Source organism: Gemmobacter nanjingensis, from assembly GCF_014652195.1.
In the GTDB taxonomy this organism is placed as follows: domain Bacteria; phylum Pseudomonadota; class Alphaproteobacteria; order Rhodobacterales; family Rhodobacteraceae; genus Gemmobacter; species Gemmobacter caeni.
The window spans coordinates 1-26,246 of record NZ_BMYI01000012.1 but is presented as its reverse complement, the minus strand read 5'-3'; the positions used below and the strand labels follow the sequence as shown (position 1 = coordinate 26,246).

Genomic DNA, 26,246 nt, shown 5'->3' with positions numbered 1-26,246 from the left:
TCCTCGTGGGCAACGCACGCAATATCGCTTTCTGGGTGGTCCTGTTCCTGCTGATCTTGGCGCTGTTCAACATGTTCAGCGGCGGCACGACCACCACGGCCTCGCGCAATCTTTCCTATTCCGAATTCATCGCGCGGGTCGATCAGGGGCAGGTCTCCAGTGTCACGCTGGACGGCGAGCGGGTCATCGTCCGCGGCAAGGACGGCAATACCTATTCCACCGTGAAACCTCAGGACGAAGAGGTGACGGATCGCCTCATTGCCAAGGGCGTCGAAGTGCGGGCCGAACCGCAGGAGCAATCGGGGTTCCTGAATTTGCTCAGCCTCTGGCTGCCCTTCCTGATTCTCATCGGCATCTGGATCTTCTTCATGAACCGGATGCAGGGTGGCGGGCGTGGCGGTGCCATGGGCTTTGGCAAAAGCCGGGCGAAGCTGCTGACCGAAAAACATGGCCGCGTGACCTTTGACGATGTGGCGGGCATCGACGAGGCCAAGGAAGAGCTGGAAGAGATCGTCGAATTCCTGCGCAACCCGCAGAAGTTCAGCCGTCTGGGCGGCAAGATCCCGAAAGGCGCGCTGCTTGTCGGCCCGCCCGGCACCGGCAAGACGCTGCTCGCACGCGCCATCGCGGGTGAGGCGGGCGTTCCCTTCTTCACCATCTCGGGTTCCGACTTCGTCGAAATGTTTGTGGGCGTCGGCGCATCCCGGGTGCGCGACATGTTCGAACAGGCCAAGAAGAATGCGCCCTGTATCGTCTTTATTGACGAGATCGACGCCGTGGGTCGCGCGCGTGGCGTGGGCATCGGCGGCGGCAATGACGAACGCGAACAGACGCTGAACCAGCTGCTTGTCGAGATGGACGGGTTCGAGGCCAATGAAGGCGTGATCATCGTCGCGGCCACCAACCGCAAGGATGTGCTGGACCCGGCGCTGCTGCGCCCCGGCCGCTTCGACCGTCAGATCCATGTGCCGAACCCCGATATCAAGGGGCGTGAGAAGATCCTGACCGTCCATGCCCGCAAGGTGCCGCTGGGGCCGGATGTCGACCTGCGCACCATCGCGCGTGGTACGCCGGGCTTTTCGGGCGCCGATCTGATGAACCTCGTGAACGAGGCGGCGCTGATGGCTGCCCGCGTCGGCCGCCGTTTCGTCACCATGGATGACTTCGAGAATGCGAAGGACAAGGTGATGATGGGCGCGCAGCGCCGGTCCATGGTGTTGACGCAGGACCAGAAGGAAAAGACCGCCTATCACGAGGCCGGCCACGCCATCGTCGGCATGGCGCTGCCGAAATGTGATCCGGTCTATAAGGCCACCATCATTCCGCGCGGCGGCGCCCTCGGTATGGTGGTCAGCCTGCCCGAGATGGACCGTCTGAACATGCATAAGGACGAGGCCAAGCAGAAGATCGCCATGACCATGGCAGGCAAGGCGGCCGAGATCCTGAAATACGGTGAAGAGGGCGTGTCCTCCGGCCCGGCGGGCGACATTCAGCAGGCCTCCAGCCTTGCGCGTGCCATGGTGATGCGCTGGGGTATGTCCGACAAGGTCGGCAACATCGACTATGCCGAAGCGCATGAAGGCTATCAGGGCAATACCGCCGGTTTCTCGGTCTCTGCGCATACCAAGGAAATGATCGAGGACGAGGTGAAACGCCTGATCGACGACGGGTATGAAGCTGCGCGTCAGATCCTGATCGACAAGTCGGATGAGTTCGAGCGGCTGGCCAAGGGGCTTCTGGAATACGAAACCCTGACCGGCGACGAGATTCGCAAGGTCGTGGCGGGCGAGACGCTGGGCGGGGACGACAGCACTCCGGGCGATGGAGGCACTTCGGTCGTGGCCATCCCCAAGACCAAGCCCAAGGCGCAGAAACCCGAGGGCGGGCTGGAGCCGGAGCCCCTGGCGTGACCGCTACCGCGAACAAAGACTGGAACCCCGGAGCTTACGCAAAGTTCCGGGGTTTGCGTTTGCGCCCCGCGCTGGATTTGATGGCGCAGGTGGGCACTCTGCCGCCGGGGCCGGTGGTCGATCTGGGATGCGGGGACGGCGCGGCGGCGGCGGCGCTGCGGGCGGCTTTCCCTGAACGGGCCCTGATCGGTATCGACAATTCGCCCGCCATGCTGAAGGCCGCGCAGGGTTATGATGCCCTGCATCTGGCAGATATTGCCGCCTGGCAGCCCGAGACACCGCCTGCGCTGATCTTTTCCAACGCCGTTCTGCAATGGCTTTCCGATCATGCCCGTCTGATGCCGCATCTGGCGGGGATGCTGCCGAAGGGTGGGGTGTTGGCGGTGCAGATGCCTAGGCAAACGCAGGCGCCCTCGCACAGGTTGCTGCGCGACACGGCGGCAGCCTTGTTCCCTGAACGCTTCGGCGACTTGCCTGAGCGACAAGCCGTTGCAAAACCCGAAGATTATTGGCGGTTGCTGTCGCCGCTGGGCAATGTTCTGGCCTGGGAAACCACCTATGTGCAACAGCTTGGCCCGGTGACCGAGGGGCATCCGGTGCGGGCCTTTACCGAATCGACCGCCATGCGGCCCTATCTGGAGCGGCTTGACCGCCCGGAGGCATCCGCCTTCCGGGCGGCCTATGATGCCGCGCTGGCGCGGGCCTACCCGCTGTTGCCCGACGGCGGGGCGCTGCTGCCTTTCCGCCGGGTTTTCTTCGTGTTTGTCAAAGAATGAAGTCCGCGGCGCGCAGCGTCGTCACCCCCGCCACATCGACCGAGAAATCCGCCGTACCGTCACCATCCACGTCGAAGAACACCCGCGATCCGCTGGCTGTGGAGATGAAGCGCACCTCCCCGACCTCGCCGGAAAAGGCGGTATGTCCAATGAAGCTGCCGGTTCCGACAAGCTGGTCAAAGTTGATCCTGTCGCCATCGGCCCGGTTGAAATCCATGATCGTATCGCGGCCGCTAGCGGCATCGCTTTCGCCGCGCGCGATATACTTGAACTCATCCGCGCCCGCGCCGCCAAACAGGCTGTCGCGGCCCTGACCGCCGATCAGCGTATCGTCTCCGGCATCGCCATGCAGCCGGTCGCTGCCCTTGCCGCCGAAGAACAGATCATTCTGCCCCGCGCCGCGGAGCAGGTCGTCGCCGGTGCCACCACAGAGCGTTTCCCGCTGGTCGCCGCCAATGACGGTATCGCGACCGGCACCCCCATCCATCAGATTATACCCGGCGCCACCGAACAGCCGGTCCTGTCCGTCGCCGCCATAGATACGGTCGTTTCCGTTCCCGCCGAACAGCCGGTCATTGCCGCTCTCCCCTTCGATGGTGTCATTGCCAACGCCCCCGTTGGCCGTATCGTTGCCACCGCCCATCTTCAGATGGTCATGCCCGGCCATCCCGTCAAAGCGGTTGGCGTTGTAGGCGTTGCTTTCAGGCAGATCGCTGATCTTGTCATTGAAGGCACTGCCCCGGACATTGTGGACGCCATTGATTTGATCGCCCTCGGCATCACCGCCGAAACTGGTGCTGGTCTGGCCCGAGATCAGGCGCACATCCACCGCTGCCGATGACTGCGTGTAGAATACCCAGTCGGTTCCGTCCGCCCCGCCAGAGATCGAATCAGCCCCGGCGCCGCCGATCAGCGTGTCGCTGCCGCCGCCACCCGAAAGCGTGTCGCGGCCAGCGCCACCATGAAGCAGATCATCGCCATCGGCGCCGCCCATGTCATCCCGGCCGCCCCCGCCATAGATCGTGTCGTCGCCCGCCGCCCCGAACAGCGTGTCGTTGTCGCCAGGCCCGTCGCGGGTGGAGTCGCCGTAAAGAATGTTGTCGCGCTCGTTCCCGCTGATCCAGTCCTCGCCGGAGGAACCGCGCGCATTCTCGACAGAGCCGTTGACCAGCAGCGAGGTGCCCCAGTTTCCGACATGGTAGAAGAAGCCGCGAGCCTGGCTGGAAATGCCGTTTTCGACATAGTTGTCGAGACGGATCGAGGTCGGTTTTTCATAGCTTCCCTGGAACACCAGCCAGAACTTTCCCAATCCTGTAGCGGTCAGCTCCCGGTCCTTTCCGGGTGTTTCGTCGATGACATAGATAGTGTTCGGCATGGGGATCTCTGTCTGGCCTGAATTGAATGGGCCGAGAATTGCACAGGCCGCCAGGTCTGGCGTGCCCCGTTCGGGGTATGCGGCATCCCTGGGCCGAGTCGGTTTCGGATGGACGGTTTTATTCTTGGTAAAACTTCATTCCTGGATGCGCGGGTTTCCTATCGGAAACCGCAACTGGCGATTTTGCGTGGGCTTAGGTCGGAATCGGTCCTGTGGCCCCCGTTTCATGTCGGTATCGTGCTGCCATGAGATCGGGGTGCCACACCCAAGGGAGAGTAGAATGGCCTTCAAGACCGACATCGAGATTGCGCGCGAAGCCAAGAAGAAGCCGATTCAGGAAATCGGCACGAAGCTTGGCATTCCGACCGAACACCTGCTGCCCTACGGCCATGACAAGGCGAAGGTGAGCCAGGACTTCATCAAGAGCCTCGCGGGCAAGCCCGATGGCAAGCTGGTGCTGGTGACCGCCATCAACCCGACCCCGGCGGGCGAAGGCAAGACCACCACCACCGTGGGTCTGGGCGATGGTCTGAACCGGATCGGCAAGAAAGCCGTGATCTGCATTCGCGAAGCTTCGCTTGGCCCGAACTTCGGGATGAAGGGTGGCGCGGCCGGTGGCGGCATGGCCCAGGTCGTTCCGATGGAGGAAATGAACCTCCACTTCACCGGCGACTTCCATGCGATCACCAGCGCGCACAACCTGCTGTCGGCGATGATCGACAACCACATCTACTGGGGCAACTCGCTGGGCATCGACCAGCGCCGCGTCGTGTGGCGCCGCGTCATGGACATGAACGACCGTGCGCTGCGTGACATCGTGGTCAGCCTCGGCGGCGTGTCGAATGGCTTCCCGCGTCAGACCGGGTTTGACATCACCGTGGCCTCGGAAGTCATGGCGATCCTCTGCCTGTCGAACGATCTGGAAGACCTGCAAAAGCGTCTGGGCGACATCGTTGTGGCCTATACGCGTGACAAGCAGCCCGTCTACTGCCGTGACATCAAGGCAGATGGCGCAATGACCGTTCTGCTGAAGGACGCGATGCAGCCGAACCTCGTGCAGACGCTGGAAAACAACCCGGCCTTCGTGCACGGCGGCCCGTTCGCCAACATCGCCCATGGCTGCAACTCGGTCATCGCGACCAAGACCGCGCTGAAGCTGGGCGACTATGTCGTGACCGAAGCCGGTTTCGGGGCTGACCTTGGCGCAGAGAAGTTTTTCGACATCAAGTGCCGCAAGGCCGGGCTGAAGCCGGCTGCCGCGGTGATCGTGGCGACCGTTCGCGCGATGAAGATGAACGGCGGCGTCGCCAAGGCCGATCTGGGCGCCGAGAATGTCGATGCGGTCAAAAAAGGCTGCCCGAACCTTGGCCGTCACATCGCCAACGTGAAGGGTTTCGGCGTGCCGGTGGTGGTTGCGATCAACCATTTCTACAGCGACACCGATGCCGAAGTGCAGGCCGTGAAGGACTATGTGGCCGCGCAGGGCGCCGAGGCGATCCTTTGCAAGCACTGGGCGCAGGGGTCTGCGGGCATCGAGGATCTGGCCAAGAAGGTCGTGCAGCTGGCCGAAAGCGGCGCTGCCAACTTCTCGCCGCTGTATCCCGATGACATGCCGCTGTTCCAGAAGGTCGAAACCATCGCCAAGCGCATCTATCACGCGGATGAAGTTCTGGCCGACAAATCGATCCGCGACCAGCTGAAAGCCTGGGAAGCGGCGGGCTATGGCCATCTGCCGATCTGCATGGCGAAGACGCAATACAGCTTCACCACCGATCCGAACCTGCGTGGCGCGCCCACCGGCCATTCGGTTCCGGTCCGCGAAGTGCGCCTGTCCGCCGGTGCGGGCTTCATCGTGGTGATCTGCGGCGAGATCATGACCATGCCGGGCCTGCCGAAAGTCCCGAGCGCCGAAGTCATCCGTCTGAACGACCAGGGCTTCGTCGAAGGCCTGTTCTGATCGCGGCACCGGGCGCCGCCTTGCCATCTCCCCCGCGAGGGATTACCTCGCGGGAAACTCTCTGGAGGTTGCGATGAAGGCCCCGTCCGACTGCCACAACATGACGGAACTGCGCGTGGAAATCGACGCGCTGGACAGTCAGATCGTGGCGCTGATCAAACGGCGGTCCGGTTACATCGACCGGGCCGCCGAACTCAAGCCCGCCGAGGGGCTGCCCGCCCGGATTGATACCCGTGTGGAAGAGGTGGTGGCCAAGGTTCGCGCCCGGGCCGAAGCCGAGGGGCTGGACCCGGCGCTGGTCGAAACGCTCTGGCGGCAGATGATCGACTGGTCGATTGCCCGCGAAGAAAAAGTGCTGGGGGCCTGAGACCCCGGAAGGGTCGGAAATGACGGCAACCCTGATTGACGGCAAGGCCATCGCGGCCCGCATGGTGGAAGAGGTCCGCGCCGAGGCGGCGGATCTTGCGGCCAGGGGCTGGGCCCCCCGGCTGGTCTCCATCTCGGTAGGCGATGTGGCGGCGGCGGAGCTTTACGTCCGCAACCAGCAGCGGCAGGCCGAGGCTGCCGGTGTGGCCTTCGAGGCCCGCAATTATCCGGCAACCATCAGCCTTGAACAACTTACTGGCGTGATGATCGGCCTGAACGCCGATCCGCGCGTGAACGGCATCATCATCCAGCGCCCGTTGCCGCCGCATATTCCGGTGAAGGCACTGCAAAAGGCGGTGCATCCGCTGAAGGATGTCGAGGGGATGCACCCCTCGTCCATCGGCAATATCGTCTATAACGACCTGGCCCTTGGCCCTTGCACAGCCGTCGCAGCGGTGGAAATCCTCAAGACCCTGCCATTGAACATCGAAGGGCTGGATGTCTGTGTGATCGGCCACAGCGAGATCGTGGGCAAGCCCATCGCCTTCCTGATGATGGGGCTGGGGGCCACGGTGACCGTATGTCACCACATGACCCGGCAGGTGGCGGTGCACAGCCGCGCCGCCGATGCGGTCTTTGTCGCGGTTGGAAAACCCGGCCTTGTCACGGGCGCCATGCTGAAGCCGGGCGCCGCGCTCATCGACATCGGGATCAACCGGGTTGAGGGCAAGACAGTGGGTGATGCCGATTTCGAAAGCTGCGCCAAAGTCGCGGGCTGGATCACCCCGGTGCCCGGCGGGGTCGGTCCGGTGACGGTGGCGACCCTTCTGAAAAACGCGGTTCTGGCGACCCGCATGCAAATGGATCATTACAGCGCCGCCTTCGCGGTCGAACGGTAGGGAGAACGGACATGACGGCGGCAATCATTGACGGCAAGGCTTTTGCAGCCAAGGTGCGGGGCGAGGTGGCGGCCCATGTCGCGCGCCTGAAAGAGGAACATGGCATCCAGCCCGGCCTCGCGGTCGTGCTGGTGGGTGAAGACCCGGCAAGCCAGGTCTATGTCTCGTCCAAGGGCAAGCAGACGGTCGAAGCTGGCATGGCTTCGTTCGAGCACAAGTTGGAAGCGGATACCTCGGAGGCCGATCTGCTGGCGCTGATCGACCGGCTGAATAAAGATCCGAAGGTCCATGGCATCCTTGTGCAACTGCCGCTGCCGGGGCATCTGAACTCTGAACTGGTGATCAACTCGATTGATCCGGCCAAGGATGTGGACGGGTTCCATATCTCCAACGTCGGTCTCCTGGGCACCGGGCAGAAAAGCATGGTGCCCTGCACGCCGCTTGGCTGTCTGATGATGCTGCGCGATCATCACGGCAAGCTTGCCGGCATGAATGCGGTCGTGGTGGGCCGGTCGAACATCGTCGGCAAGCCCATGGCGCAACTGCTCTTGGGGGACAGCTGCACCGTGACCATCGCACATAGCCGGACCAAGGATCTGGCCGCCGTCTGCCGTGGTGCCGACATCCTCGTCGCCGCCGTCGGTCGCCCCGAGATGATCACCGGCGAGTATGTGAAACCTGGCGCCACCGTGATCGACGTGGGCATCAACCGGATTGAACGTGACGGCAAGACCAAGCTGGTCGGCGACGTTGAATTTGCCTCGGCGGCTGCGGTGGCCGGGGCCATCACCCCGGTGCCTGGTGGTGTCGGCCCGATGACCATTGCCTGCCTGCTGGCAAATACGCTGACCGCCTGCTGCCGCGCCAATGGCCTGCCGGAGCCGTCGGGCCTGACCGCCTGATCACCGGCCCCCGAAGAGGACCTGTGGCGCAAATGCATGTCCCGGCTGGATAATCTGGCCGGAGACATTGCACAGGGCAGGGATTGCGCTTATCCAGTCAGACAGGTTGCATGCGTTCCTGGTGCAGATGTCTGGTTTCGTCGCTACATTGATTGCAGACTTCCGTAGCAAGATTCCGCTTGTCGCCTGGGTTGTGCTGACGCTGACTGTCGGCATATCGGGGCCATTCGGCAGCTACGTTGCGCTGGATCTGCCCGCGCGTCTGCTGTTCTGGGGCGTGATCTCTGCCATGGGGATCGGCGTGGGCGCCGCGATCCGGGCTTTCGTCCACGCTGTCATCGGATTGAGCGACCTTCAGCGTGGCGCTTTCCTTGTCGCCCTGCTTTCCTCCGTCATCATGACCCTGCCGCTGCATGCGCTGGCAGATCGGATGTTCGATCCCGACAAGGCAACAGCGCCCGACCTGCCCGATATCGCGCTGTTCATCTTCGCGACCTCTCTGGGTATCGGCGCGTTCCGCCACGCCCGCGAAAGCCGGCCCGATGATGTGGCAAGCCCGCTGGTGCCGATCCTTCCCGACCTGCCGGCCAGCGAGACCGAGACGGTTCCGCCGCCGCGCGTCGTCCAGCGTCTGGACCCCGAGTTGCACGGCCGCCTCGTCGCGCTGACGGTGCGGGATCACTATGTCGACGTCTTCACCGTGCGCGGCAAGGGCAGCCTTCTGATGCGGTTCGCCGATGCGATGGCGGAAACCGGCGAGGAAGAGGGCGTGCAGATCCATCGGTCGCACTGGGTTGCGCTTTGGGCGATCAAGGGGGTGGAGCGCGAGGGGGGCCGGATCTGGGTGCGCATGTGCCCGGAATTGCGTCTGCCGGTCAGCCGCACTCACCGCGTAAAGCTGGAAGAGCGCGGGCTGCTCTGAACCGTAGCCGCATAGGGAACCGCGAGGCAGCGTCGCCCCGTGGCGATCACAAGCGCCTGTGGACCCATCAGCAGGGCGAGTTCAGCCGCCCCGCAGTCCAGGCCGCCGGTATAAGCGCCATAGGCGGGCAGGATCAGACGTTCAGGATCTGACAGCAGGAAACAGGGCCGCCGCTGACCGGCGAGCGTAAGTTTCGGGTGGAAATGCCCCGAAACCTCGGCAGTCGCTTGCGCTACTGCAATGTGGCGAAAGTGCAAGGGGCCAATCCGTGTTTCGGCCAGATGCGTGCCACCGATATTGCCAGGCCCCGGGTCGTGATTGCCCTCGATCCATCGCCAGTCGCGCCCGGCCATCAGACGCAGCAGCCAGAGCCGGTCAGCCTCGTCCATCTCGTCGCTGGCCGTCAGATCGTCGAAACTGTCGCCCAGACAGATCACCCGCGCCGCCGTTGTCGCTTCAAGATCGGCGTCAAGCCGGGCCAGCGTCGCGCGCGTCTCGTAAGGGGGCAACAGCGCGCCACCGCGCCGCGCCAGCCGGGCGGATTTGCCGAAATGCAGGTCGGACACGACCAGCAGGCTTTGCTCAGGCCAGTGAAGTGCACCGGAAGGCAACGCCCGAAGCGCACAGCTGGCAAATGTGAAGGCATGGGCATCCATGCGCCCGGTCTGCCGCAGCGCGGCCCGCTTTGCAACTTTGCTTCTTGCCCAAAGACTCACCTTTGCGACAGTGCCGCCGGGCGCTCAGCGCAGGCTTTCGCGCAGCGCCTCGCCATAAAGGATCATCGTGCAATCGCCGCGCGCCGCCGCCTCAAGGACTGCCCGCCGCAATTCGCTGGCATCCGTCACACCGCACACCTTCCATCCGCAGGCGTGCGCAATCGCGCCAAGATCAGGTGTCAGGATATCCACCCCCAGCGGTGGCACGTTCTGCGCGACCATGGCGGATTTGATCTCGCCATAGCCCTTGTTGTCATAGCAAAGCAGGATAACCGGCGCGCGGGCCTCCACGGCGGTGGTCAGTTCGGCCAGCGTGAATTGCAGCCCGCCATCGCCGATCAGGGCCAGAACCGGCCGCCCCTCTGCCAGGGCGGCTCCCGTGGCGGCAGGCAGGCCGTAGCCGAGCGTGCCAAAGCCGGTGGCCGAGTTGAAATAGCCGCCGGGCCGGGCTGCGGCGAAGCCCATGTTGCCCGCATAAACGGCCTGTGTGCTGTCCCCTACGATAAGCGTGTCGGGCAGGGTATCGCGAAGAAGATCCAACAGGGCCAGATCTCCGCGCAACGGCGCGGGCAGGGCGGACAATCCGGCTTGCGCGGCGGCGGCGCGGGCGGCGCCATCCCGCGTGTCGCGCGGGGTGATGGCGGCAAGCAGCGCCGCCGTGCCTTCACCTGCGTCGCCGGTCAGGCAGAGGTCGGGTGCCTTGCCGCGATGGGTCTGCACCGGGTCGATGTCCAGCCGGATCAGCCGTCCGGGGATGGCGAAGCCACCATCCTCATACATGTCGTAGTCGGTCGGCCCCATTTCTGTGCCTACCGCCAGCACCACATCCGCCCCTGCGATCAGCGCGCGGGTTTCGGGCATCGAGGCGGTCAGCGTCACCGCCAGCGGATGACCCGGCGGGAGGATGCCGCGTGCATTGGTCGTCATCACCAGCGGCGCATCCAGCGCTTCTGCCAAAGCGGGCAGGGCGGTCGCACGGGTGGCACCGCCGCCTGCAAGAATCACCGGCGCGCGAGCCGCAGACAGCATCGTCGCCGCCTCGACCACCGCCGATTGTGCCGGGGCAGGGCGCGGGGTGCGTGCGGGCTTCGGCAGGGGCAGGTACCCGGCCGGGGCCAGCATCACGTCGATGGGAAGCTCCAGATGCACTGGCCGCGGGCGGCCACCCTCGAACAGCGCGAAAGCCTGTGCCAGCGCGGTTGCCAGCTCCTCGGGGCGGTGGACGGTGCGGCTGAAGGCGCTCACGCCGGCAACCATGGCCTGCTGGTTCGGCAATTCATGCAGCCAGCCCTCGCCCGAGCCCATGCGGCCATGGGCGTTGACGGTGGAAATCACCAGCATCGGCACCGAATCCGCATAGGCCTGCCCCATGGCGGTCAGGATATTCGTCATGCCGGGGCCGGAGATGATGAAGCATACGCCCGGCCGTCCACTGGCGCGGGCATAGCCATCGGCCATGAACCCCGCCCCCTGTTCGTGGCGCGGCGTAACATGGCGGATGCCGCTGCCCGAAAGGCCACGGTAAAGCTCGATCGTATGCACGCCGGGGATGCCGAAAACGGTGTCCACCCCATAGGCGCGCAGCGCCTGCGTCAGCCAGACGCCGGTCGAGATGTCGGTGCTCATCGGTTACTTCGCTTTCCGCAATTGCCAGAGGGTCTTGCACAGGATCACCGCCACGACGATGGCGATCAGCACCACCGAGATTGCGGCGATGGCCGGGTCGATGTTGTCGCGCAGCCCCATCCACATCAGTCGCGGCAGCGTCACCGCATTGACCGAGGTGATGAACAGCGTCACGCCGATCTCCTCCCACGACAGGACGAAGGTCAGGAAAAGCGCGGTCAGCAGGGTGAAGCGGATATTGGGCAGGATTACCCCGAACACCCGCGTCATCACGCCCGCACCCATCGACCGGGCTGCAAGGTCGATGCGGCGGTCAAGCTGTGACAGCGCGACCGAGATCAATACCACCGCGAAGGGCGCGATCATCACCGCATGAGCCAGTGCCACCCCCGCCCAGGTGTCATAGGCGATGACGCCGTTCACCTTTGAGAGCGTGATGAGGAAGAAATAAAGCGTCAGCGCCGAAACGACCGGCGGCGCCACCATCGGCAGCAGCGCCAGCCCCATCAGAAGCCCCGCAAAACGCGGCTGCAACATCCAGATCCCCAACGCAAAAGCCGTGGCCAGCGCCGTTGCCACCACCGAGGCGACAAGGCCGATGCGGATGGACAGCCAGATGCCCTCGGCCCAGACCGGCTTGTCGAGCAGGCTGCGGTAATGGCGCAAGGACCATTCGGCATCGGGGACGGACAGATAGCGGTTCGGGGTGAAGCTGACCGGGATCACAGCAATCAGCGGCATCAGAAGGAACACGGCGATCAGTGCCGCGAGGATCAGCGGGATCGGGCCGGGGCGCAGCTGGATCATCGGGCCGCTCCTTTCGTCTGGCGCAGCATCAGGGCCAGCAGGGCGCCGACGGCGATCATCAGGATTACGCTGATCGCAGCGCCAAGGCCCCAGTCCGGGCTTTGGAAGATGCGCAGATAGATCAGTTCCGCCACCATCACGCTGCGCCCGCCGCCAAGGATGGCCGGGGTGACGAAGAAACCCAGCGCGAAGACGAAGACCAGCAGCACGGCGCCAAGGATGCCGCTTTTCGTCATCGGCACGAAGACCTGCCAGAAGATGCGCGCACGGCTGGCCCCCATGCCGCGCGCGGCCATCAGCACACGCTCATCCACGGCGTGCATGGACGAGGCGAGCGGGAAGACCGCGAAGGGGACCAGGAAATGCACCATCCCCAGCACGACGCCGAATTCGTTGCGCACCAGCGTCAAAGGCTCGGAAATGATGCCCAGCGTTTGCAGCCAGCCATTGACCAGCCCCTTGTTCGACAGAAGCGCCAGCCAGCCAAAGGCCCGCGTGAGGACCGAAATCCAGAAGGGGATGAGGATGCACAGTTCCACCACCAGCCGCGCCACCGGCCCGCCGCGCACCCAGACCAGAGTCATCACATAGGCCGCCGCGACCGACAGCACCGTCACCAGCGCGCAGATGCGCAACGTGCGCCAGATCACACCCAGCACCAAAGGGTCGGTCAGTGCGGTGCGATACTGGCCAAGGCCGGGTTCCGGCAGGGTCACGCTCCACTGCATGACACCGAGGAACGGCACGAGATATGCTGCGCCGAGCAACAGCAGCAGCGGGCCAAGCAGCATGATGTGGCGCGAGGTCATAGCTATTCCAGTTCTGGGCCGCCCCCGGCACATGACCGGGGGCGGCGAAGGGCTCAGGCAGAGATGATCTTGAGGTATTCGTCCAGCGCCGGGCCGTAGTTTTCTTCATACCACGCCATGTCGAGCGGGATCTGAAGCGCGAAATTCGCCGGATCCACGGGGTTATACCGCGCGTCCTCGGCGGGCAGCATCGCATCCGCCGCCGGATTGGCCGGGCCTTGCCCCAACATGCGGAACATGACGATCTGCTTTTCGGGGTCTTGCGCCGAGGCGATGAACTGCATCGCAGCTGCCGCGCCACCCGGATTTCCCTTCACCACGCCCATGGCGCCGGGCGCGACCAGCCCCTGATCCCAGATGAAGGCCACATCGCCTTCGCTGTCTTCCTCGATCAGCTTCGCGCGGGTTGACCAGATCAGCGCCATCGACGCCTCACCGTTCAGGAGGATCGACTGGCTTTCCGAACCGCCGCCCCAGAAGGCCACCACATTGTCCTTGAAGGCGGCGATCTTGTCATGCGCGCGCTTGAGGTCGAGCGGATACAACTGGTCCGGCGCCACGCCATCGGCCAGAAGCGCCGCTTCCCACATGCCCGTGCCCCATTTGTACATGCTGCGCTTGCCGGGGAATTTTTCGGTGTCAAAGAAATCGGCCATGGATTTCGGCGGGTTGTCTTTGAACTTCGCAGCGTCATAGGCGATGATATAGCTGTAGAAATAGCTGGAGGCCGAATGGTCCCAGCCGAAACCGGGCCGCATCTTGCCCTTGTCGACCACCGCGTAGTCGATCTTTTCCATCATGTCCTTCTTGCCCAGGGCCTCGGCCGAGAAGGGATCAACGTCGACGATATCCCACGAAGGCTTGCCGCTTTCGACCTGTGCCGCGATGGCGCCTTCAGTCGGGCCCGAGCCGTCCTGCTTTACCGTGATGCCGGTGGCTTCGAGGAAAGCCTTGCCATAGGCCTCGTCATAGGCGGCTCCGGCATCGCCGCCCCAGTTGACGAAGACCAGTTCCTTGGTTTCAGCCAGCGCCGGGGTGCCGCGCAGACCCAGCGCAGAGGTGCCCAAAAGCAGCGCAAGGCCGGTGGTGAAATCGCGGCGCGAGATCTGGCCGCGCTTCAGGCGGGTTTGCAGGATATCCACGCAGTCACGTTCAAAAGGACCGTTCATTGCTATCTCCCTGTTATTGTTCGGTCTTACAGGTGCCGCCCGTGGCAGGGCGGGTCGTCAAAGCAGAAAGCCGCGTTCCGGCGCCCAACTGGCCCAGACGGCGGCGCCAGGGGCGAGGCCCGCAGGCAAGGCGGCGGTGGGCTGATGCAGCACCAGAGGCACGCCGCCTGGTGTCTGAAGTGACAGCCGGGTTTCGGCGCCCAGATAGGTGAGGTCTTGCAGCGTGGCAGCGACGGCATTCCCCTGGCCCGGTTCGGTCAGGGACAACGCCATGTATTCGGGCCGGATTGCCAGATCGCCATTCGGCGCTGCGGTCTCGACCGCGCGGCCCTCGATCCGGCCGCCGCTGACCGGCAGGATGTTGATATCGCCCAGAAACTCGGCCACGAAACGATTTGCGGGACGTTCGTAAACCTCGCGCGGCGCGGCAAGCTGTTGCAGCCGGCCGCGTTCAAAGATAGCCACCCGTGAGGACAGCGCCAGCGCCTCTTCCTGATCATGGGTCACGAAAACGAAGGTGGTGCCGGTGTCGCGGTGGATGCGGCGCATTTCATCCTGCATCTGGCCACGCAGGTTCTTGTCGAGCGCCGAGAACGGTTCGTCCAGCAACAGAACCGGCGGTTCATACGCCAGCGCGCGGGCCAGTGCCACACGCTGCTGCTGCCCTCCCGACAGACCGGCGGGGCGCTTGTGGCCGTGTCCGCCCAGCCCGACCATCTCCACCATTTCGGCCACGCGGCGTTTGACCTCGGCTGCGTTCCGACCCTGCACTTTCAGCGGAAAGGCAATGTTGTCCTCGACCGACATATGCGGGAACAGGGCATAGCCCTGAAACACCATGCCGAAACCGCGCGCCTCGGGTGGCATCGCCGTCATGTCGCGACCATCCAGCGTCAGCCGCCCCGAGGTGGGGGGCTCGAACCCGGACAGTACATTGAGGAAGGTCGTCTTGCCCGAGCCGGAGGGGCCGAGCAGCGTCAGGAACTCGCCCCGCGCGATGGTCAGCGTGATGTCGGCGAGGGCTGTGAACTGGCCGAACATCTTGCCAATTCCGGTGGCGCCGATTTCTGCTGCTTGGCTCACGGATTCTTCCCTGCTGGCGGAGAGGCTCTCTCATCGTCAGGCAAAGCGTGGAAGCACTGCCTTCGAAAGACAACCGAAAGTTTTTCGCCTGCTTGTGAAATGAAATTTGTCGATCGAGGTGTTTTGTTCGACTTCCGCCTAATCCTGCGGCAGTTCTGCCCGCAGCCATCCCCGAAACGCCGCGCTGGCGGGATTGTCGGCCTTTTCCGGGGGCACGATCATGAAATAGGACCGGGGGGAGCGGATCGCCAGATCGAAGGGACGGATCAGAAGACCCGTCGCCATGGCCTGCTGGCAGATGAACTCGTCACCCATTGCCACCCCCTGCGCCCCAAGTGCGGCGGCATAGACAAGGTTCATGTCGGAAAAGCGGATGCCGGTCTGGGCCGCTTCGGTCGGCAGGCCGGACAGCTGAAACCACATTTCCCAATCCGCGAAATCGGTCAGATGCAGCAGGGTCGAGGACAAGAGCGCCTGCGGTGTATCCATCCCCTCGCGCCGGTTGAGCAGGATCGGGCTGCACAGGGGGGTGAACTCCACCTCCTTCAACAGCTCGACCTCCATGCCCGGCTGATTTCCAAGGCCAAAGGTGATGAAGACATCCACGTCCGGGTTACTGACATCATCCAGCCGGCGAGGGGTGACCAGCGACACAACCACATCGGGAAAGGCGTCGGAGAAGCTGCCGATCCGCGTGCAAAGCCAGCTGGAGGCAAAGCCGGGCGGGCAACTGACGGTCAGCGCCCCGGTCACGCCGCGGGCCGCGTTGCGGGTGGCAGAGCCGGAAATGACGGCCAGCGCGCGCCGCACGTCGATGGCATAGGCAAGCCCCTGCGGCGTCAGTTCGACCCGGGTGCCGATACGGTTCATCAGCCGGAAGCCAAGATCGCGTTCCAGCAGGCGCAACTGATGGCTGACCGCGCTGCGCGTCAGGTTCAGCTCGTCCGCCGCCTGCCAGACGGTGCCGTGCCGGGCAAAGCTTTCCAGCGCGCGCAGCGCCTGGGTCGAAGGGATGCGGGACATCATGCTCTCCGGGTTCTGCGGCGAGGCTAGCTGCGGTTCGCGTGACTTTCCAGCGAAAGGTGAAATCCGTTTGCCGATGGCGGGAAGAGGTTTCACTTTTTCCCGCCTGCCTCCGGCGCTAGCCCTGAAAGGGCGGGTTTCCCGCGTTCAAGGCAGCAGGGAAACCACGCCGTGACCACGACCGACCTTTCGCCCGCCCAGAGAACTGCCCTTGCCGCCGTGGCCGCGCGCCGGGCCGATCTGTCGGACTGGTGCGCGACAATCTTTGACCATGGCGAGACGGCATGGCGCGAATACCGCTCTGCCGAATGGTATGTGGCGCGCCTGCGGGCCGAAGGCTTCACGGTCGAGGAAGGCTCGGCCGGGATGCCCACAGCCTTCTGCGCCGAATGGCACAATGGTGCCGGGCCGGTGATCGGCATGTATGCCGAATATGATGGTATTCCCGGCAATTGTCAGGCGGCCAGCACGCGGCGCGAACCCCGCGCGGGGCTGGGGTTTCAGGCGGGCGGGCATACCGACCCGCATTCGGGCCTCGGCATCGCGGGTCTGGGCGGCGCGCTTGCGGTGAAGGCCGCGATGGAGCGGCACGGCATTCCCGGCGGCATCCGCTTTACCGGCGAACCGGCGGAAAAGGTGCGCGGATCGAAGCCCATCCATGCTGCGAAGGGCTATTACGACGGGCTGGCGGCGATCCTGTCCTTCCATCCGTTCTACATGCTGCCGATGTGCAATACGGTGCGCTGGGAAACTCACTGTGGTGCGGCCTATTCCATGGTCTATCGCTTCATCTGCGATACGCCCGAGGCATGGGGCCGCAGCGACGGGGCGCCGATTCCGCAATCGCATAGCGCAATCCGGGCACCGGGGGCGAATGATGCGCTGAACCTGATGTTCCTGACCTCGAAATCGCTGCGCGATTCCATGCTGCCGCATCAGGGCGGCTGGTCGATTTCCGAGGCGATTTTGACCGCCGGGCAGGCCACTGCCGACAACCAGCCCGCCGGTCTGGCCGAGGTGCAATACATGATGCGCGTGCCGACGCTGGTGATGGCCGAGGCGGTGACCGCGGCGCTCGACCGCAATGCCGAGGCGGCGGCGGCGATGACCGGCTGCCGGTGGGAACGGCACTGGGTCTGCAAGTCGCGCCCCGGTCTGGCCAATCACGCCATGGCCCGTGTGGTCTGGCAGGCGATGCAGACGGTGGGCGCCCCGGTCTGGGATGATAAGGCGGCAGCGGTGGCGCGCGAGATTCAGGCCAATGTCGGCCTGACCCCGATGGACGATCCCTTCATCCCCGAAATGTCACGCCTGATTGACCCCGAGGCGGCCGAGGCGATCCTGCGCCACGACCTGCCGCCGTCGCAGAAGAACTCCACCTCGGACGACTATACCGACATGACATGGCACGCGCCCACCGCGCGGTTCTACATCGCGCGCCCCGCGCTGCGGGCCCCGGCGGGCTATGCCTATCCAGCTTGGGTAATGAACGCGCTGGGCGGCATTCCGGCCACCATCGACCCGATGGTTCAGCGCGCCGCCGAGGTGCTGGCGCTGTCGGCGCTGCGCCTGCTGGAGGATGCGGGCGCGCGCGAGGCTGCCTGGGATGAATTCAACCGCCGCACCGGCGGCGGTGTCGGCGGCGCCGACTGGATCGCGCCGCTTTGCGATTACGACCCGCCGGTGAACTTCCGCTGGCCCGAATATGTGACAACCCCGCGCGGGCGGGACTGGTGGATCCCCTCTGCCATGCCCGGCGCCTGAACAGGAGAGATGCGATGAACGTGCAGACCCGTCCCGAGCCCTTCACCCTGCAACGCCGCAAGCCCGGCGGCGGCACGGCGCCGCTGTCCGGCTGGGGATTTGCCAATGAAACCGACCGGCTGACCGATGTGCTGCTGGGCAACCCCGCCTATCTGCGGCACATGGCGACCTCCAGCCTGTCGCGCAAGCATCTGCGGGAAAACCCCTGCAACATTCAGGTCGCACAGGCACAGCACAAGGAACTGGTTGCGGCCTACGAACATTTTGGCGTCAAGGTGCATACCGTGCCGCCGGAGCCGGAACTGGCAATGCAGGTCTATACCCGCGATTCCAGCGTGATGACACCTTACGGCGCCTTCATCACCGCCATGTCGCAATGGTGGCGCCGGGGCGAGAACTATGCCGCGATCCGGTATTACGAAAGTCTGGGCATCCCGATCTATGACATGGTGACGGCGGGCACCTTCGAGGGTGGCGATTTCAACGTGATCGAGGAGGGCTGCGTGCTCATCGGCTGCGGCGGTGCCCGCACGCAGGAGGAAGGCGCGCGGCAGGTCGCCGGCTGGTTCGAGGCCGAGGGCTGGGAGGTGCGGCTGGCCTTCATCGACGAATATTATGTGCATATCGACCTGATGGTGGTGCCGGTCGCGCCGAAGCTGACCGCCGTCTGCCTTGCCTGCACCGAACCGGGCATCGTCGACTGGCTGAAGGCCAAGGGGCATGAAATCATCGACGTGCCGTTTCAGGACACTATGGCGCTTGGGTGCAATTTCATGTCTCTTGGCGGCGACAGGGTGATCGCGCCCTCAAGCTCGCAGGTTCTGATCGGGCAACTGAAGGCGCGTGGCTTCGAGGTGGCAGAGGTGGATATGTCCGAAATCTCCAAGACCGGCGGTGGCATTCACTGCATGGCACAGGCGTTGAAACGGGTGCCATGATCGACCCTGCGCTGGACCGACGCTTCCCCGATGCCGCGGCGATGGAGGCTGCGGGCGTGCCCCGTATTCCACGCTTCGTGCGTGATTACATGGTCGGGGGGATCGGGGCCGAGGTCGGTCTGGCGCGCAACCGCAGCGCGCTGGATGCCGTGGCGCTGATGCCGCGCTATGTGGTGGAGTGCGCGGTGCCGGACCTGTCGGTAACGGTGGCGGGCGTGCGCTGGGCCGCGCCCTTCGCTGTGGCGCCGATGGGGCTGGGCGGGCTGATCTGGCCGGGGGCTGAACTGGCCATCGCGCGGGCGATGGGGGCGGCGGGGCTGGGGCATGTGCTGTCCACCGTGTCCACCACCGCGATGGAGCAGATCGCGCTGCTGGCTGGCGCCGGGCGGATCTTTCAGCTATATTCCTTTGCCGATCCGGAGATTGACGCCGCGCTGATGGCACGGGCGCAGGCGGCGGGATACAAGGTGCTGATGGTGACGGTGGATGTGCCCGGCGCCACCCGGCGACGGCGTGACATTCAAAGCGGTCTCAGCTTTCCGCCGCGCTTCACTTTACAGACGCTGTTGCAGATCATGGCCTGCCCACGCTGGGCGATGGGGCAGGCAGGGCGCGGGATTCCGGCGTTTCAGAACATCCTGCCCGTGCTGCCGAAAGGCAGTGTGACGGAACAGGCGGCCTTCATCGGGGCGCAGCTTGAGGGCCATATCGGCCCGGCCCGGCTGGCGCGGATCCGGGCGGTATGGCCGGGGCGACTGATCGTGAAAGGCGTGCTGTCGTCCGAAGACGCAGCGGTGGCGCTGGATTGCGGGGCGGATGGTGTGGTGGTGTCGAACCACGGCGGGCGGCAACTGGATGCCGCGCCCGCCTCGGTCGAGGTGCTGCCTGCGATCCGTGATCGTCTGGGCGAGGGCGCGCTGGTTCTGGCGGATAGCGGTGTGCGCTCGGGGCTGGATATTGCTCGGATGCTGGCGCGTGGCGCGGATGCGGTGCTGATCGGGCGCCCCTTCCTGCAAGCCGCTGCGGCGGCAGGCCCCCGGGGCCCCGCGCATCTGGCGGCGGTGCTGATGGCGGAATTGCGCACGACGATGGGGCAACTGGGCATGTCGCGGCTGGATGATCTCAGGGGGGCGGAATGGAGCCTGTGATGCTGCAAGATCTGCGCGCAGCACTTGGTCCGCAAGGTTGCCTGACCGGCGCCGATGTGCCCGTGGCCGCGCGGTCGGATGCGAGCCGCACCGGCCACGACCTGCCGCTGGCGTTGTTGCGACCTGCAAGCGTCGCGGAGGTTTCGGCTGCGCTGGCGATCTGCCACCGGCACGGCGTCGCCGTGGTGCCGCAGGGCGGCATGACCGGCCTCGCTGGCGGCGCGCAACCACAGACGGGGCAGGTCGCGCTGTCGCTGTCACGGCTGGCAGGGGTCGAGGAAATCGACGGCGAAGCCATGGCCATGGTGGTGCGGGCAGGCACCGTGCTGGAGGTCGCGCAGAAGGCGGCCGAGGCGGCGGGCTTCCTGCTGCCGGTCGATCTGGGCGCGCGCGGCTCGTGTCAGATCGGCGGCAATATCGCCACCAATGCGGGCGGGCTGCGGGTGCTACGCGACGGGATGACCCGTGACAACCTGCTGGGGATTGAGGCGGTGCTGGCCGATGGCACGGTGCTGAGCCAGATGACCAGAGTGGTGAAGAACAACACCGGCTACGACCTGCGCCACCTGTTCGCCGGGTCCGAGGGCACGCTGGGCGTCATCACCCGTGCGGTGATCCGGCTGCGCCCCTTGCCGGGGCCGCGGGGCACCGTGATGGCGGCGCTGCCGGATTTCGCCTCTGTGCTGCGGCTCCTGGCTATGGCGCGGTCGGCACTACCCGGCCTTTCGGCCTTCGAGGCGATGTGGCGCGACTATTTCACTTGTAGCCAGAGCCATCTGACTCATGTGGTTTTCGCCGATCCGCCGCCCTTTGCAGTGATCCTTGAGGCTGACGAAGGCCCCGCGCTGGAAGCGCTGCTGGAAGCCGCTTTCGAGGAGGGCGTGATGACGGATGCGCTGATCGCGCAATCCTTCGCCGAGGCGCGGCGCTTCTGGGCGGTGCGCGAGGGGCTGGAGATGGATGCCGCGATGCCGGGGCTCATCAATCTGGATGTCAGCCTGACGACCGGGCGGCTGGATGATTTCGCGCGGGCCTGCCGGGTGGCGCTGCTGGCGCGTTTCCCCGGCGCGCATGTGTCCTTCTACGGCCATGTCGCTGACAGCAATGTGCATGTCGCCGTGCATGTGCCGGGCGCGTCTGATGCAGAGGTGCATGAGGTTGATGCCATCGCTTATGGCGTGGTGCGCGACTTTGGTGGCTCCATTTCAGCGGAGCACGGGATCGGTACGCTGAAGCGTGACTGGCTGGGCTACAGCCGCAGCCCGGCGGAACTGGCGGCGATGCGGGCAATCAAGGCGGCGCTGGACCCGAAAGGGCTGCTCAACCCCGGCAAGGTGCTGCCGGGGTGAACTGGTCGCGCAAATTTCTTGCAGGAAATTTGCAAATTCGTTGCGGCGAATTTGGCGCTGGATGGTCAGCGTTCGGCCCAGTCAGGCGCGCGTTTTTCGATGAAGGCCTGAATGCCTTCGGCGGTGTCGCGCCACAGCATGTTTTCCTGCATGACGGCGGCAGTATGGGTATAGGCATCGGCCAGATCGAGGCCGATCTGATCATAGAAGGCGCGTTTGCCGATCTTCACGGCGGCAGACAGTTTGGCCGCGACGGTCTGCGCAAGGGCCAGCGTGGCCTCCGACAGATCGGCATGCGGCACGACGCGGTTCACGAGGCCGACTTCGCGGGCGCGGGTCGCGTCGATGAATTCGCCGGTTGTCAGCATCTCGAAAGCCACCTTGGCGGGGACATTGCGGCTGAGCGCGACCATCGGGGTCGAACAGAACAGACCAATGTTCACCCCGTTCACTCCGAACCGTGTGCCTTCCGCCGCCACCGCCATGTCGCAGGAGGCGACGAGCTGGCAGCCGGCGGCGGTGGCGATGCCATGAACTTCGGCAATGACCGGCTGGGGCAGGGCGGGGATGGCCTGCATCACCGCGCCGCAGCGGGTGAAAAGGTCGAGGAAATAGGCGGCGCCTTTGTCGGGCGACTGCCGCGCGGCCTGCATTTCTTTCAGGTCATGCCCGGCACAGAACGCCTTGCCCGCCCCGCGCAGGATGACGACGCGGGTGGTGCGATCCTCGGCCAGCGTCGCGAAAGTATCGGACAAGGCCGCGAGCATCGCATCGGACAGCGCGTTCAGGCTTTGCGGCATGTTCAGCGTCAGCCGTGTCACCGGGCCGAGGCTTTCGCGCTGGATCAGTTCGGTCATCTTGTCATTCCTCCCGTTTCACCGGAGGCTAGCGGTGAATGCGCAGGGAGGAAAGCGGATGCTGGCAATGGACAGGGCGGAATTACTGGCGTTTCTGGGGCGCGAGTTTCCGCAGGTGGCAGCGGATTTCGACATTGCGGCGGTGACGCCCGACCTGCTGACCATGCGCCTGTTGACGGCCGAGCGGCATCTGCGCCCAGGCGGCACGGTGTCCGGCCCGACCATGTTCGCGCTGGCGGATGTGGCGATCTATCTGGCGATCCTGAGCCGGATCGGGCCGGTCGCCCTTGCGGTCACGACCAATTGCAGCATCGACTTCATGCGCAAACCCGAGGCAGGGCGCGACCTGCTGGCCGAGGCGCGGCTGTTGAAGCTCGGGCGGCAACTGGCGGTGGGCGATGTGCTGATCCGCAGCGAAGGTGCCGGGGGCGTGGTCGCCCGCGCCTCGCTGACCTATGCGCTTCCGCCGCGCGGCTGAGCGGGTCAGCTTGTCGTGCGGGTAAAGCGGCCCTCGACCGTGGCGCCGCTTTCGATGGCAAGGGTGGTGTAATTGCTGTCGGCTGTCACCTGGGCCGCGGCGCGCAGCGTCAGCGTCACGCAGGAAATCTTGCCCTCGACCTTGCCGCGCACCTCGACCGTTTCGGCCATGACGGTGCCTTTCACGAAACCGTCGGCACCGACGATCAGGGTGCGGGCGGTGATCTTGCCCTCGATCTGGCCCATCAGCTCGACCGTTCCTTCAGAGCCGATGTCGCCCTTGATCCGTACATCCTGCGCGATGACAGAGCGCCCGGCGGCGGCTGTGGTACGGGGCGATTCGGCGGGCAAGGTCATGACGCGGTCCTGAGAAGCTTTTGCCCGATAGAGGCGCAGGGGCGCGCGGTGGTCAAGGCCCTGTGCAGCGCAGGCGGGGATTTCCGCAAGGAGAGATGTCGGTTCGGGAGGTCGCTTCCGGGCGTGACAAGTACCTGCGCGGGTGGTTGGATGCAGAAAATGATCAAATTGAACAGGGAGTGCCGTCATGACGGAGGACAGCTTCTTTCACCCGGTTTCGGGATTCGACCTGCCGCGCTTTGCAGGAGTGCCGACCTTCATGCGCCTTCCGCATGTGGCCCTCGACAACCCGCGACTGTCGGAGGTGCAGGTGGGGCTGATCGGCGCGCCATGGGACGGCGGCACGACCAACCGCCCGGGTCCGCGCCACGGTCCCCGACAGTTGCGCGACTATTCCACCATGATCCGGGCGCAGAACGGCGTGACCGGCATCCGGCCCTTCGAGATGGTGCGCTGCGCCGATCTGGGTGACGTCGGGCCAAATCCGGCGGATGTGATGGACAGCCTGAAGCGAATGGAAAGCTTCTATTCAAAGGTGCGCGCGGCGGGGATCGTGCCGCTGACCGCCGGGGGCGACCATCTGTGCACGCTGCCGATCCTGCGGGCCCTCGCAAAGGACCGGCCTCTGGGCATGATCCATTTCGACAGCCACACCGACCTGTTCCACAGCTATTTCGGCGGCACGATGTATACCCATGGCACACCCTTCCGCCGCGCGGTTGAGGAGGGGCTGCTGGACCCCGCGCGCGTCACCATGATCGGGATTCGCGGCACGGCCTATGACAGCGAGGACCGCGACTTTGCCAGGGCGGTGGGCATCCGCGTCATCCCGATCGAGGAATTCCATGTCCGGGGTGTCGAGGATGTGATGGCCGAGGCACGGGATCGCGCGGGCGCGGGCGATACCTATGTCAGCTATGACATCGACTTCGTGGACCCGGCCTTTGCCCCGGGCACCGGCACGCCGGAGGTGGGGGGACCGAACAGCTGGCAGGCCTTGCAGGTGGCCATGGGGCTGCGCGGGGTAAAGATCGTCGGCGCCGATCTCGTCGAGGTTTCGCCTCCATTCGACCCGTCGGGCGGCACGGCATTTCTCGGCGTCTCGATCATGTTCGAGATGCTTTGCGCCATTGCCGAGGGGCTGGCGGGGCAGGCGTGCTGACCCCGTCATGCGAAGCGCGATGCCCACGGGATATCTTGGAGATAGAAAATGACAGGTGACGCGATGTTTCGGGCCGATCTGATCGTGACCAATGCGAAGGTGCTGACGATGGATGCGGGATGTCCGCGTGCCGAGGCGGTGGCGATCCGGGGCGGGCGGGTGCAGGCTGTCGGTACGGCCGGGGGGATCGCCGCGCTGGCCGGGCCGGATACGCGGGTGATCGACGCGGGCGGGCGCACGGTTCTGCCGGGGTTTGTGGAAAGCCATCTGCATCTGGTTCTGGGCGGGGCGGAACTGACGCAGCTGCAACTGGGTGGGTTGCATGGGCCTGAGAACCTGAAGGCGGCGTTTGCAGGCTATGCGGCGGCCAATCCCGATGCGCCGCTGCTGATGGCGCAGGGGGCGGAATACGGGATTCTCGACCATCCGGTGACGCGGGCGGATCTGGATGCGGTGATCGCTGATCGTCCGCTGGCGATGATGGCGCCGGATCACCACACCGTCTGGGCCAATACTGCCGCGCTGGAGGCCGCCGGGCTGCTGCACGGGGCAGCCATGCCGCATGGACATGAGGTCGTGATGGGCGAGGACGGTCTCGCCACCGGCGAGCTGCGCGAGTTCGAGGCCTTCGGGCCGGTGCTGGCGCTGGGCGGCGAGGCGCATCTGCAACTGGGCATTGCGACCGGCGGCGAGCCCGACCCCTGGCCCGATGCCGCGCAGCGCGAGGCGGACAAGCAGAAGATCGCGGCGGGGCTTGCGCATTGCGCTGCGCATGGCATCACATCAATGGTGAACATGGATGGCAACCGCTACACCCTGACCCTGCTGTCAGAGATGGAGGCCGAAGGTCGGTTGACCGCACGGGTCAAGGTGCCCTTCCACTTCAAGCCGCATATGGAACTGTCCGAACTGGACCGGGCAGAGGCGATGGCGCGCGATTTCGCCTCGGATATGGTGTGTTCGGGATTCGTGAAGATGTTCATGGATGGGGTGATCGACAGTCGCACCGCCTGTATGCTGAATGATTATCCCGGTCGTCCGGGGCATCGGGCGGAACCTTTGTTCGCGCCAGACCGGTTTCAGCAGATCTGCACCGAGATTGACCGCCGCGGTCTTCAGATCGCCGTACATGCCATCGGCGACGGGGCGGTGCGGGTGACGATTGACGGCTATGAGGCGGCAGCACTGGCCAATGGCCTGCGCGACGCCCGGCACCGGATCGAACATATCGAGTTGATCGACCGGGCTGATGTGCCGCGTCTGGGGGCGCTGGGCATCCCCGCCAGCGTGCAGCCGCCGCATCCGCCGGGGGTGATGGATTTCCCGATGGAGCCGACGATGAGCGTCGGGTTTGCCCCCGAGCGTCGCCGCGACGCCTATCTGTGGAAGACGCTGAAGGACCATGGGGCGCCGGTCGCCTTTGCAAGTGACTGGCCGGTGACCGATGTCAGCGTGATGCGGGGGCTTCAGTCCGCCATGACGCGCCAGCCGTATGACGCTCGCTGTGCTGATGAGCGGTTGGGTCTGATGGAGAGTCTGCACGCCTATACCGCCGGTGGGGCCTGGGCCGCGCATTGGGAGGGATTGACCGGACGGCTGGCGCCGGGACTGGCGGGTGATCTTGTGATGATCGATGGCGATGTGGAAGCGATTGCGCCGGAGGATCTTGGGGCGACGGGAATCACGCTGACGATGTGCGGTGGCCGCGTCACATATCAGGGTTCTGGCCCCTGAATCATCGCGGTTGACGGTGCATCGTCTGGCTTTTCTGGGGTGATTCTGTTGTTTGGTCAGTCTGTTGTGCGGGTTTTTTGTGGATAACTCGGTCGCGCCTGATTTTCGGGTCGCACGTCC

General features: G+C 65.0%; 24 protein-coding genes. 14 read left to right on the top strand and 10 right to left on the bottom strand.

Annotation, left to right across the window (positions count from 1 at the left end; all coding sequences use genetic code 11):
* Window positions 1-5 precede the first annotated feature (5 nt).
* Both ftsH and IE126_RS17140 read left to right on the top strand, forming a co-directional pair.
* Window positions 6-1,910 carry an ATP-dependent zinc metalloprotease FtsH gene (gene ftsH, locus IE126_RS17145; protein ID WP_054302788.1) on the top strand — a complete coding sequence of 635 codons (1,905 nt, stop codon included), beginning with the start codon at window positions 6-8 and terminating at the stop codon, window positions 1,908-1,910.
* The gene (locus IE126_RS17140) at window positions 1,907-2,686 is read left to right on the top strand and encodes a methyltransferase domain-containing protein (protein WP_229825618.1); all 780 of its coding nucleotides are present in this window, start codon (window positions 1,907-1,909) and stop codon (window positions 2,684-2,686) included. Before ftsH ends, IE126_RS17140 begins: the two co-directional genes overlap by 4 nt.
* On the opposite strand, the gene IE126_RS17135 is transcribed toward IE126_RS17140, so the two are convergent.
* Entirely contained in the window at window positions 2,676-4,061 is a 1,386-nt protein-coding gene (locus IE126_RS17135) for a calcium-binding protein (protein WP_189381702.1), read from the bottom strand. The genes IE126_RS17140 and IE126_RS17135 overlap by 11 nt on opposite strands.
* Window positions 4,062-4,341: 280 nt before the next feature.
* Between IE126_RS17135 and IE126_RS17130 the strand changes: the two genes are divergently transcribed.
* The 5 genes from IE126_RS17130 (at window position 4,342) to IE126_RS17110 (ending at window position 9,107) form a co-directional block, all read left to right on the top strand.
* A complete protein-coding gene (locus tag IE126_RS17130; RefSeq protein ID WP_054302791.1) occupies window positions 4,342-6,018 on the top strand; it encodes a formate--tetrahydrofolate ligase in 1,677 nt (558 codons plus the stop codon).
* Between the two features lie 73 nt (window positions 6,019-6,091).
* Window positions 6,092-6,385: a chorismate mutase gene (locus IE126_RS17125; RefSeq protein WP_054302792.1), complete on the top strand. Its 294-nt coding sequence runs from the start codon at window positions 6,092-6,094 to the stop codon at window positions 6,383-6,385.
* Between the two features lie 19 nt (window positions 6,386-6,404).
* Window positions 6,405-7,283: a bifunctional 5,10-methylenetetrahydrofolate dehydrogenase/5,10-methenyltetrahydrofolate cyclohydrolase gene (locus IE126_RS17120; protein ID WP_054302793.1), complete on the top strand. Its 879-nt coding sequence runs from the start codon at window positions 6,405-6,407 to the stop codon at window positions 7,281-7,283.
* Window positions 7,284-7,294: 11 nt separating this feature from the next.
* Window positions 7,295-8,185 carry a bifunctional methylenetetrahydrofolate dehydrogenase/methenyltetrahydrofolate cyclohydrolase FolD gene (folD, locus tag IE126_RS17115; RefSeq protein WP_108129746.1) on the top strand — a complete coding sequence of 297 codons (891 nt, stop codon included), beginning with the start codon at window positions 7,295-7,297 and terminating at the stop codon, window positions 8,183-8,185.
* Between the two features lie 127 nt (window positions 8,186-8,312).
* Window positions 8,313-9,107, top strand: a complete 795-nt coding sequence (locus IE126_RS17110; RefSeq protein ID WP_194678712.1) for a LytTR family DNA-binding domain-containing protein — start codon at window positions 8,313-8,315, stop codon at window positions 9,105-9,107.
* Here the strand turns inward: IE126_RS17110 and pdeM are convergent.
* The 7 genes from pdeM to IE126_RS17075 all read right to left on the bottom strand — a co-directional run bounded on the left by pdeM (window position 9,071) and on the right by IE126_RS17075 (window position 16,340).
* The gene (gene pdeM, locus IE126_RS17105) at window positions 9,071-9,763 is read right to left on the bottom strand and encodes a ligase-associated DNA damage response endonuclease PdeM (RefSeq protein WP_054302796.1); all 693 of its coding nucleotides are present in this window, start codon (window positions 9,761-9,763) and stop codon (window positions 9,071-9,073) included. The genes IE126_RS17110 and pdeM overlap by 37 nt on opposite strands.
* Before the next feature lie 84 nt (window positions 9,764-9,847).
* Window positions 9,848-11,449 (bottom strand): 5-guanidino-2-oxopentanoate decarboxylase, encoded by a 1,602-nt coding sequence (locus IE126_RS17100; RefSeq protein WP_189381700.1) that lies wholly within the window; start codon window positions 11,447-11,449, stop codon window positions 9,848-9,850.
* A gap of 3 nt (window positions 11,450-11,452) precedes the next feature.
* Complete coding sequence (locus IE126_RS17095) at window positions 11,453-12,256, bottom strand: ABC transporter permease (RefSeq protein ID WP_189381699.1); 804 nt, start codon at window positions 12,254-12,256, stop codon at window positions 11,453-11,455.
* A complete protein-coding gene (locus IE126_RS17090; protein WP_189381698.1) occupies window positions 12,253-13,065 on the bottom strand; it encodes an ABC transporter permease in 813 nt (270 codons plus the stop codon). The genes IE126_RS17095 and IE126_RS17090 overlap by 4 nt, the downstream gene beginning before the upstream one ends.
* Before the next feature lie 53 nt (window positions 13,066-13,118).
* Complete coding sequence (locus IE126_RS17085) at window positions 13,119-14,234, bottom strand: ABC transporter substrate-binding protein (protein ID WP_189381697.1); 1,116 nt, start codon at window positions 14,232-14,234, stop codon at window positions 13,119-13,121.
* A gap of 57 nt (window positions 14,235-14,291) precedes the next feature.
* Complete coding sequence (locus IE126_RS17080; protein ID WP_229825617.1) at window positions 14,292-15,317, bottom strand: ABC transporter ATP-binding protein; 1,026 nt, start codon at window positions 15,315-15,317, stop codon at window positions 14,292-14,294.
* Between the two features lie 138 nt (window positions 15,318-15,455).
* Window positions 15,456-16,340, bottom strand: a complete 885-nt coding sequence (locus IE126_RS17075) for a LysR substrate-binding domain-containing protein (RefSeq protein WP_054302817.1) — start codon at window positions 16,338-16,340, stop codon at window positions 15,456-15,458.
* A gap of 171 nt (window positions 16,341-16,511) precedes the next feature.
* Here IE126_RS17075 and IE126_RS17070 point away from each other — a divergent pair, with 171 nt between their 5' ends.
* Genes IE126_RS17070 through IE126_RS17055 form a run of 4 tightly spaced genes read left to right on the top strand, consistent with a single transcriptional unit; the run spans window position 16,512 to window position 21,539 of the window.
* Complete coding sequence (locus IE126_RS17070) at window positions 16,512-18,104, top strand: zinc-binding metallopeptidase family protein (protein WP_189381696.1); 1,593 nt, start codon at window positions 16,512-16,514, stop codon at window positions 18,102-18,104.
* Window positions 18,105-18,118: 14 nt separating this feature from the next.
* Window positions 18,119-19,042, top strand: a complete 924-nt coding sequence (locus IE126_RS17065) for a dimethylarginine dimethylaminohydrolase family protein (RefSeq protein WP_189381695.1) — start codon at window positions 18,119-18,121, stop codon at window positions 19,040-19,042.
* The gene (locus IE126_RS17060) at window positions 19,039-20,190 is read left to right on the top strand and encodes an alpha-hydroxy acid oxidase (RefSeq protein ID WP_189381694.1); all 1,152 of its coding nucleotides are present in this window, start codon (window positions 19,039-19,041) and stop codon (window positions 20,188-20,190) included. The genes IE126_RS17065 and IE126_RS17060 overlap by 4 nt, the downstream gene beginning before the upstream one ends.
* Window positions 20,190-21,539, top strand: coding sequence for an FAD-binding oxidoreductase (locus tag IE126_RS17055; protein WP_189381693.1), 1,350 nt, complete (start codon window positions 20,190-20,192; stop codon window positions 21,537-21,539). Before IE126_RS17060 ends, IE126_RS17055 begins: the two co-directional genes overlap by 1 nt.
* Window positions 21,540-21,604: 65 nt before the next feature.
* On the opposite strand, the gene IE126_RS17050 is transcribed toward IE126_RS17055, so the two are convergent.
* The gene (locus IE126_RS17050) at window positions 21,605-22,396 is read right to left on the bottom strand and encodes an enoyl-CoA hydratase (RefSeq protein ID WP_189381692.1); all 792 of its coding nucleotides are present in this window, start codon (window positions 22,394-22,396) and stop codon (window positions 21,605-21,607) included.
* Between the two features lie 58 nt (window positions 22,397-22,454).
* Between IE126_RS17050 and IE126_RS17045 the strand changes: the two genes are divergently transcribed.
* Complete coding sequence (locus IE126_RS17045; protein ID WP_229825616.1) at window positions 22,455-22,874, top strand: PaaI family thioesterase; 420 nt, start codon at window positions 22,455-22,457, stop codon at window positions 22,872-22,874.
* 5 nt (window positions 22,875-22,879) lie between these two features.
* Here the strand turns inward: IE126_RS17045 and IE126_RS17040 are convergent, their stop codons facing one another.
* Window positions 22,880-23,230, bottom strand: coding sequence for a bactofilin family protein (locus IE126_RS17040; RefSeq protein ID WP_108129756.1), 351 nt, complete (start codon window positions 23,228-23,230; stop codon window positions 22,880-22,882).
* A gap of 187 nt (window positions 23,231-23,417) precedes the next feature.
* Here IE126_RS17040 and IE126_RS17035 point away from each other — a divergent pair, with 187 nt between their 5' ends.
* Together IE126_RS17035 and IE126_RS17030 are read left to right on the top strand one after the other, a co-directional pair.
* Window positions 23,418-24,392 carry an agmatinase gene (locus IE126_RS17035; RefSeq protein ID WP_189381691.1) on the top strand — a complete coding sequence of 325 codons (975 nt, stop codon included), beginning with the start codon at window positions 23,418-23,420 and terminating at the stop codon, window positions 24,390-24,392.
* A 48-nt stretch (window positions 24,393-24,440) separates the two neighbouring features.
* Complete coding sequence (locus tag IE126_RS17030; RefSeq protein ID WP_229825614.1) at window positions 24,441-26,126, top strand: amidohydrolase; 1,686 nt, start codon at window positions 24,441-24,443, stop codon at window positions 26,124-26,126.
* The last annotated feature ends 120 nt before the right edge of the window (window positions 26,127-26,246 follow it).

Bases quoted from the DNA above. Each gene is read 5' to 3' on its own strand.
- IE126_RS17135 (WP_189381702.1), bottom strand. From the start codon at position 4,061: ATGCCGAACACTATCTATGTCATCGACGAAACACCCGGAAAGGACCGG.
- IE126_RS17130 (WP_054302791.1), top strand. From the start codon at position 4,342: ATGGCCTTCAAGACCGACATCGAGATTGCGCGCGAAGCCAAGAAGAAG.
- IE126_RS17125 (WP_054302792.1), top strand. From the start codon at position 6,092: ATGAAGGCCCCGTCCGACTGCCACAACATGACGGAACTGCGCGTGGAA.
- IE126_RS17120 (WP_054302793.1), top strand. From the start codon at position 6,405: ATGACGGCAACCCTGATTGACGGCAAGGCCATCGCGGCCCGCATGGTG.
- folD (WP_108129746.1), top strand. From the start codon at position 7,295: ATGACGGCGGCAATCATTGACGGCAAGGCTTTTGCAGCCAAGGTGCGG.
- IE126_RS17110 (WP_194678712.1), top strand. From the start codon at position 8,313: ATGTCTGGTTTCGTCGCTACATTGATTGCAGACTTCCGTAGCAAGATT.
- pdeM (WP_054302796.1), bottom strand. From the start codon at position 9,763: ATGGATGCCCATGCCTTCACATTTGCCAGCTGTGCGCTTCGGGCGTTG.
- IE126_RS17100 (WP_189381700.1), bottom strand. From the start codon at position 11,449: ATGAGCACCGACATCTCGACCGGCGTCTGGCTGACGCAGGCGCTGCGC.
- IE126_RS17095 (WP_189381699.1), bottom strand. From the start codon at position 12,256: ATGATCCAGCTGCGCCCCGGCCCGATCCCGCTGATCCTCGCGGCACTG.
- IE126_RS17090 (WP_189381698.1), bottom strand. From the start codon at position 13,065: ATGACCTCGCGCCACATCATGCTGCTTGGCCCGCTGCTGCTGTTGCTC.
- IE126_RS17085 (WP_189381697.1), bottom strand. From the start codon at position 14,234: ATGAACGGTCCTTTTGAACGTGACTGCGTGGATATCCTGCAAACCCGC.
- IE126_RS17075 (WP_054302817.1), bottom strand. From the start codon at position 16,340: ATGTCCCGCATCCCTTCGACCCAGGCGCTGCGCGCGCTGGAAAGCTTT.
- IE126_RS17065 (WP_189381695.1), top strand. From the start codon at position 18,119: ATGAACGTGCAGACCCGTCCCGAGCCCTTCACCCTGCAACGCCGCAAG.
- IE126_RS17060 (WP_189381694.1), top strand. From the start codon at position 19,039: ATGATCGACCCTGCGCTGGACCGACGCTTCCCCGATGCCGCGGCGATG.
- IE126_RS17055 (WP_189381693.1), top strand. From the start codon at position 20,190: ATGCTGCAAGATCTGCGCGCAGCACTTGGTCCGCAAGGTTGCCTGACC.
- IE126_RS17050 (WP_189381692.1), bottom strand. From the start codon at position 22,396: ATGACCGAACTGATCCAGCGCGAAAGCCTCGGCCCGGTGACACGGCTG.
- IE126_RS17045 (WP_229825616.1), top strand. From the start codon at position 22,455: ATGCTGGCAATGGACAGGGCGGAATTACTGGCGTTTCTGGGGCGCGAG.
- IE126_RS17040 (WP_108129756.1), bottom strand. From the start codon at position 23,230: ATGACCTTGCCCGCCGAATCGCCCCGTACCACAGCCGCCGCCGGGCGC.
- IE126_RS17035 (WP_189381691.1), top strand. From the start codon at position 23,418: ATGACGGAGGACAGCTTCTTTCACCCGGTTTCGGGATTCGACCTGCCG.
- IE126_RS17030 (WP_229825614.1), top strand. From the start codon at position 24,441: ATGACAGGTGACGCGATGTTTCGGGCCGATCTGATCGTGACCAATGCG.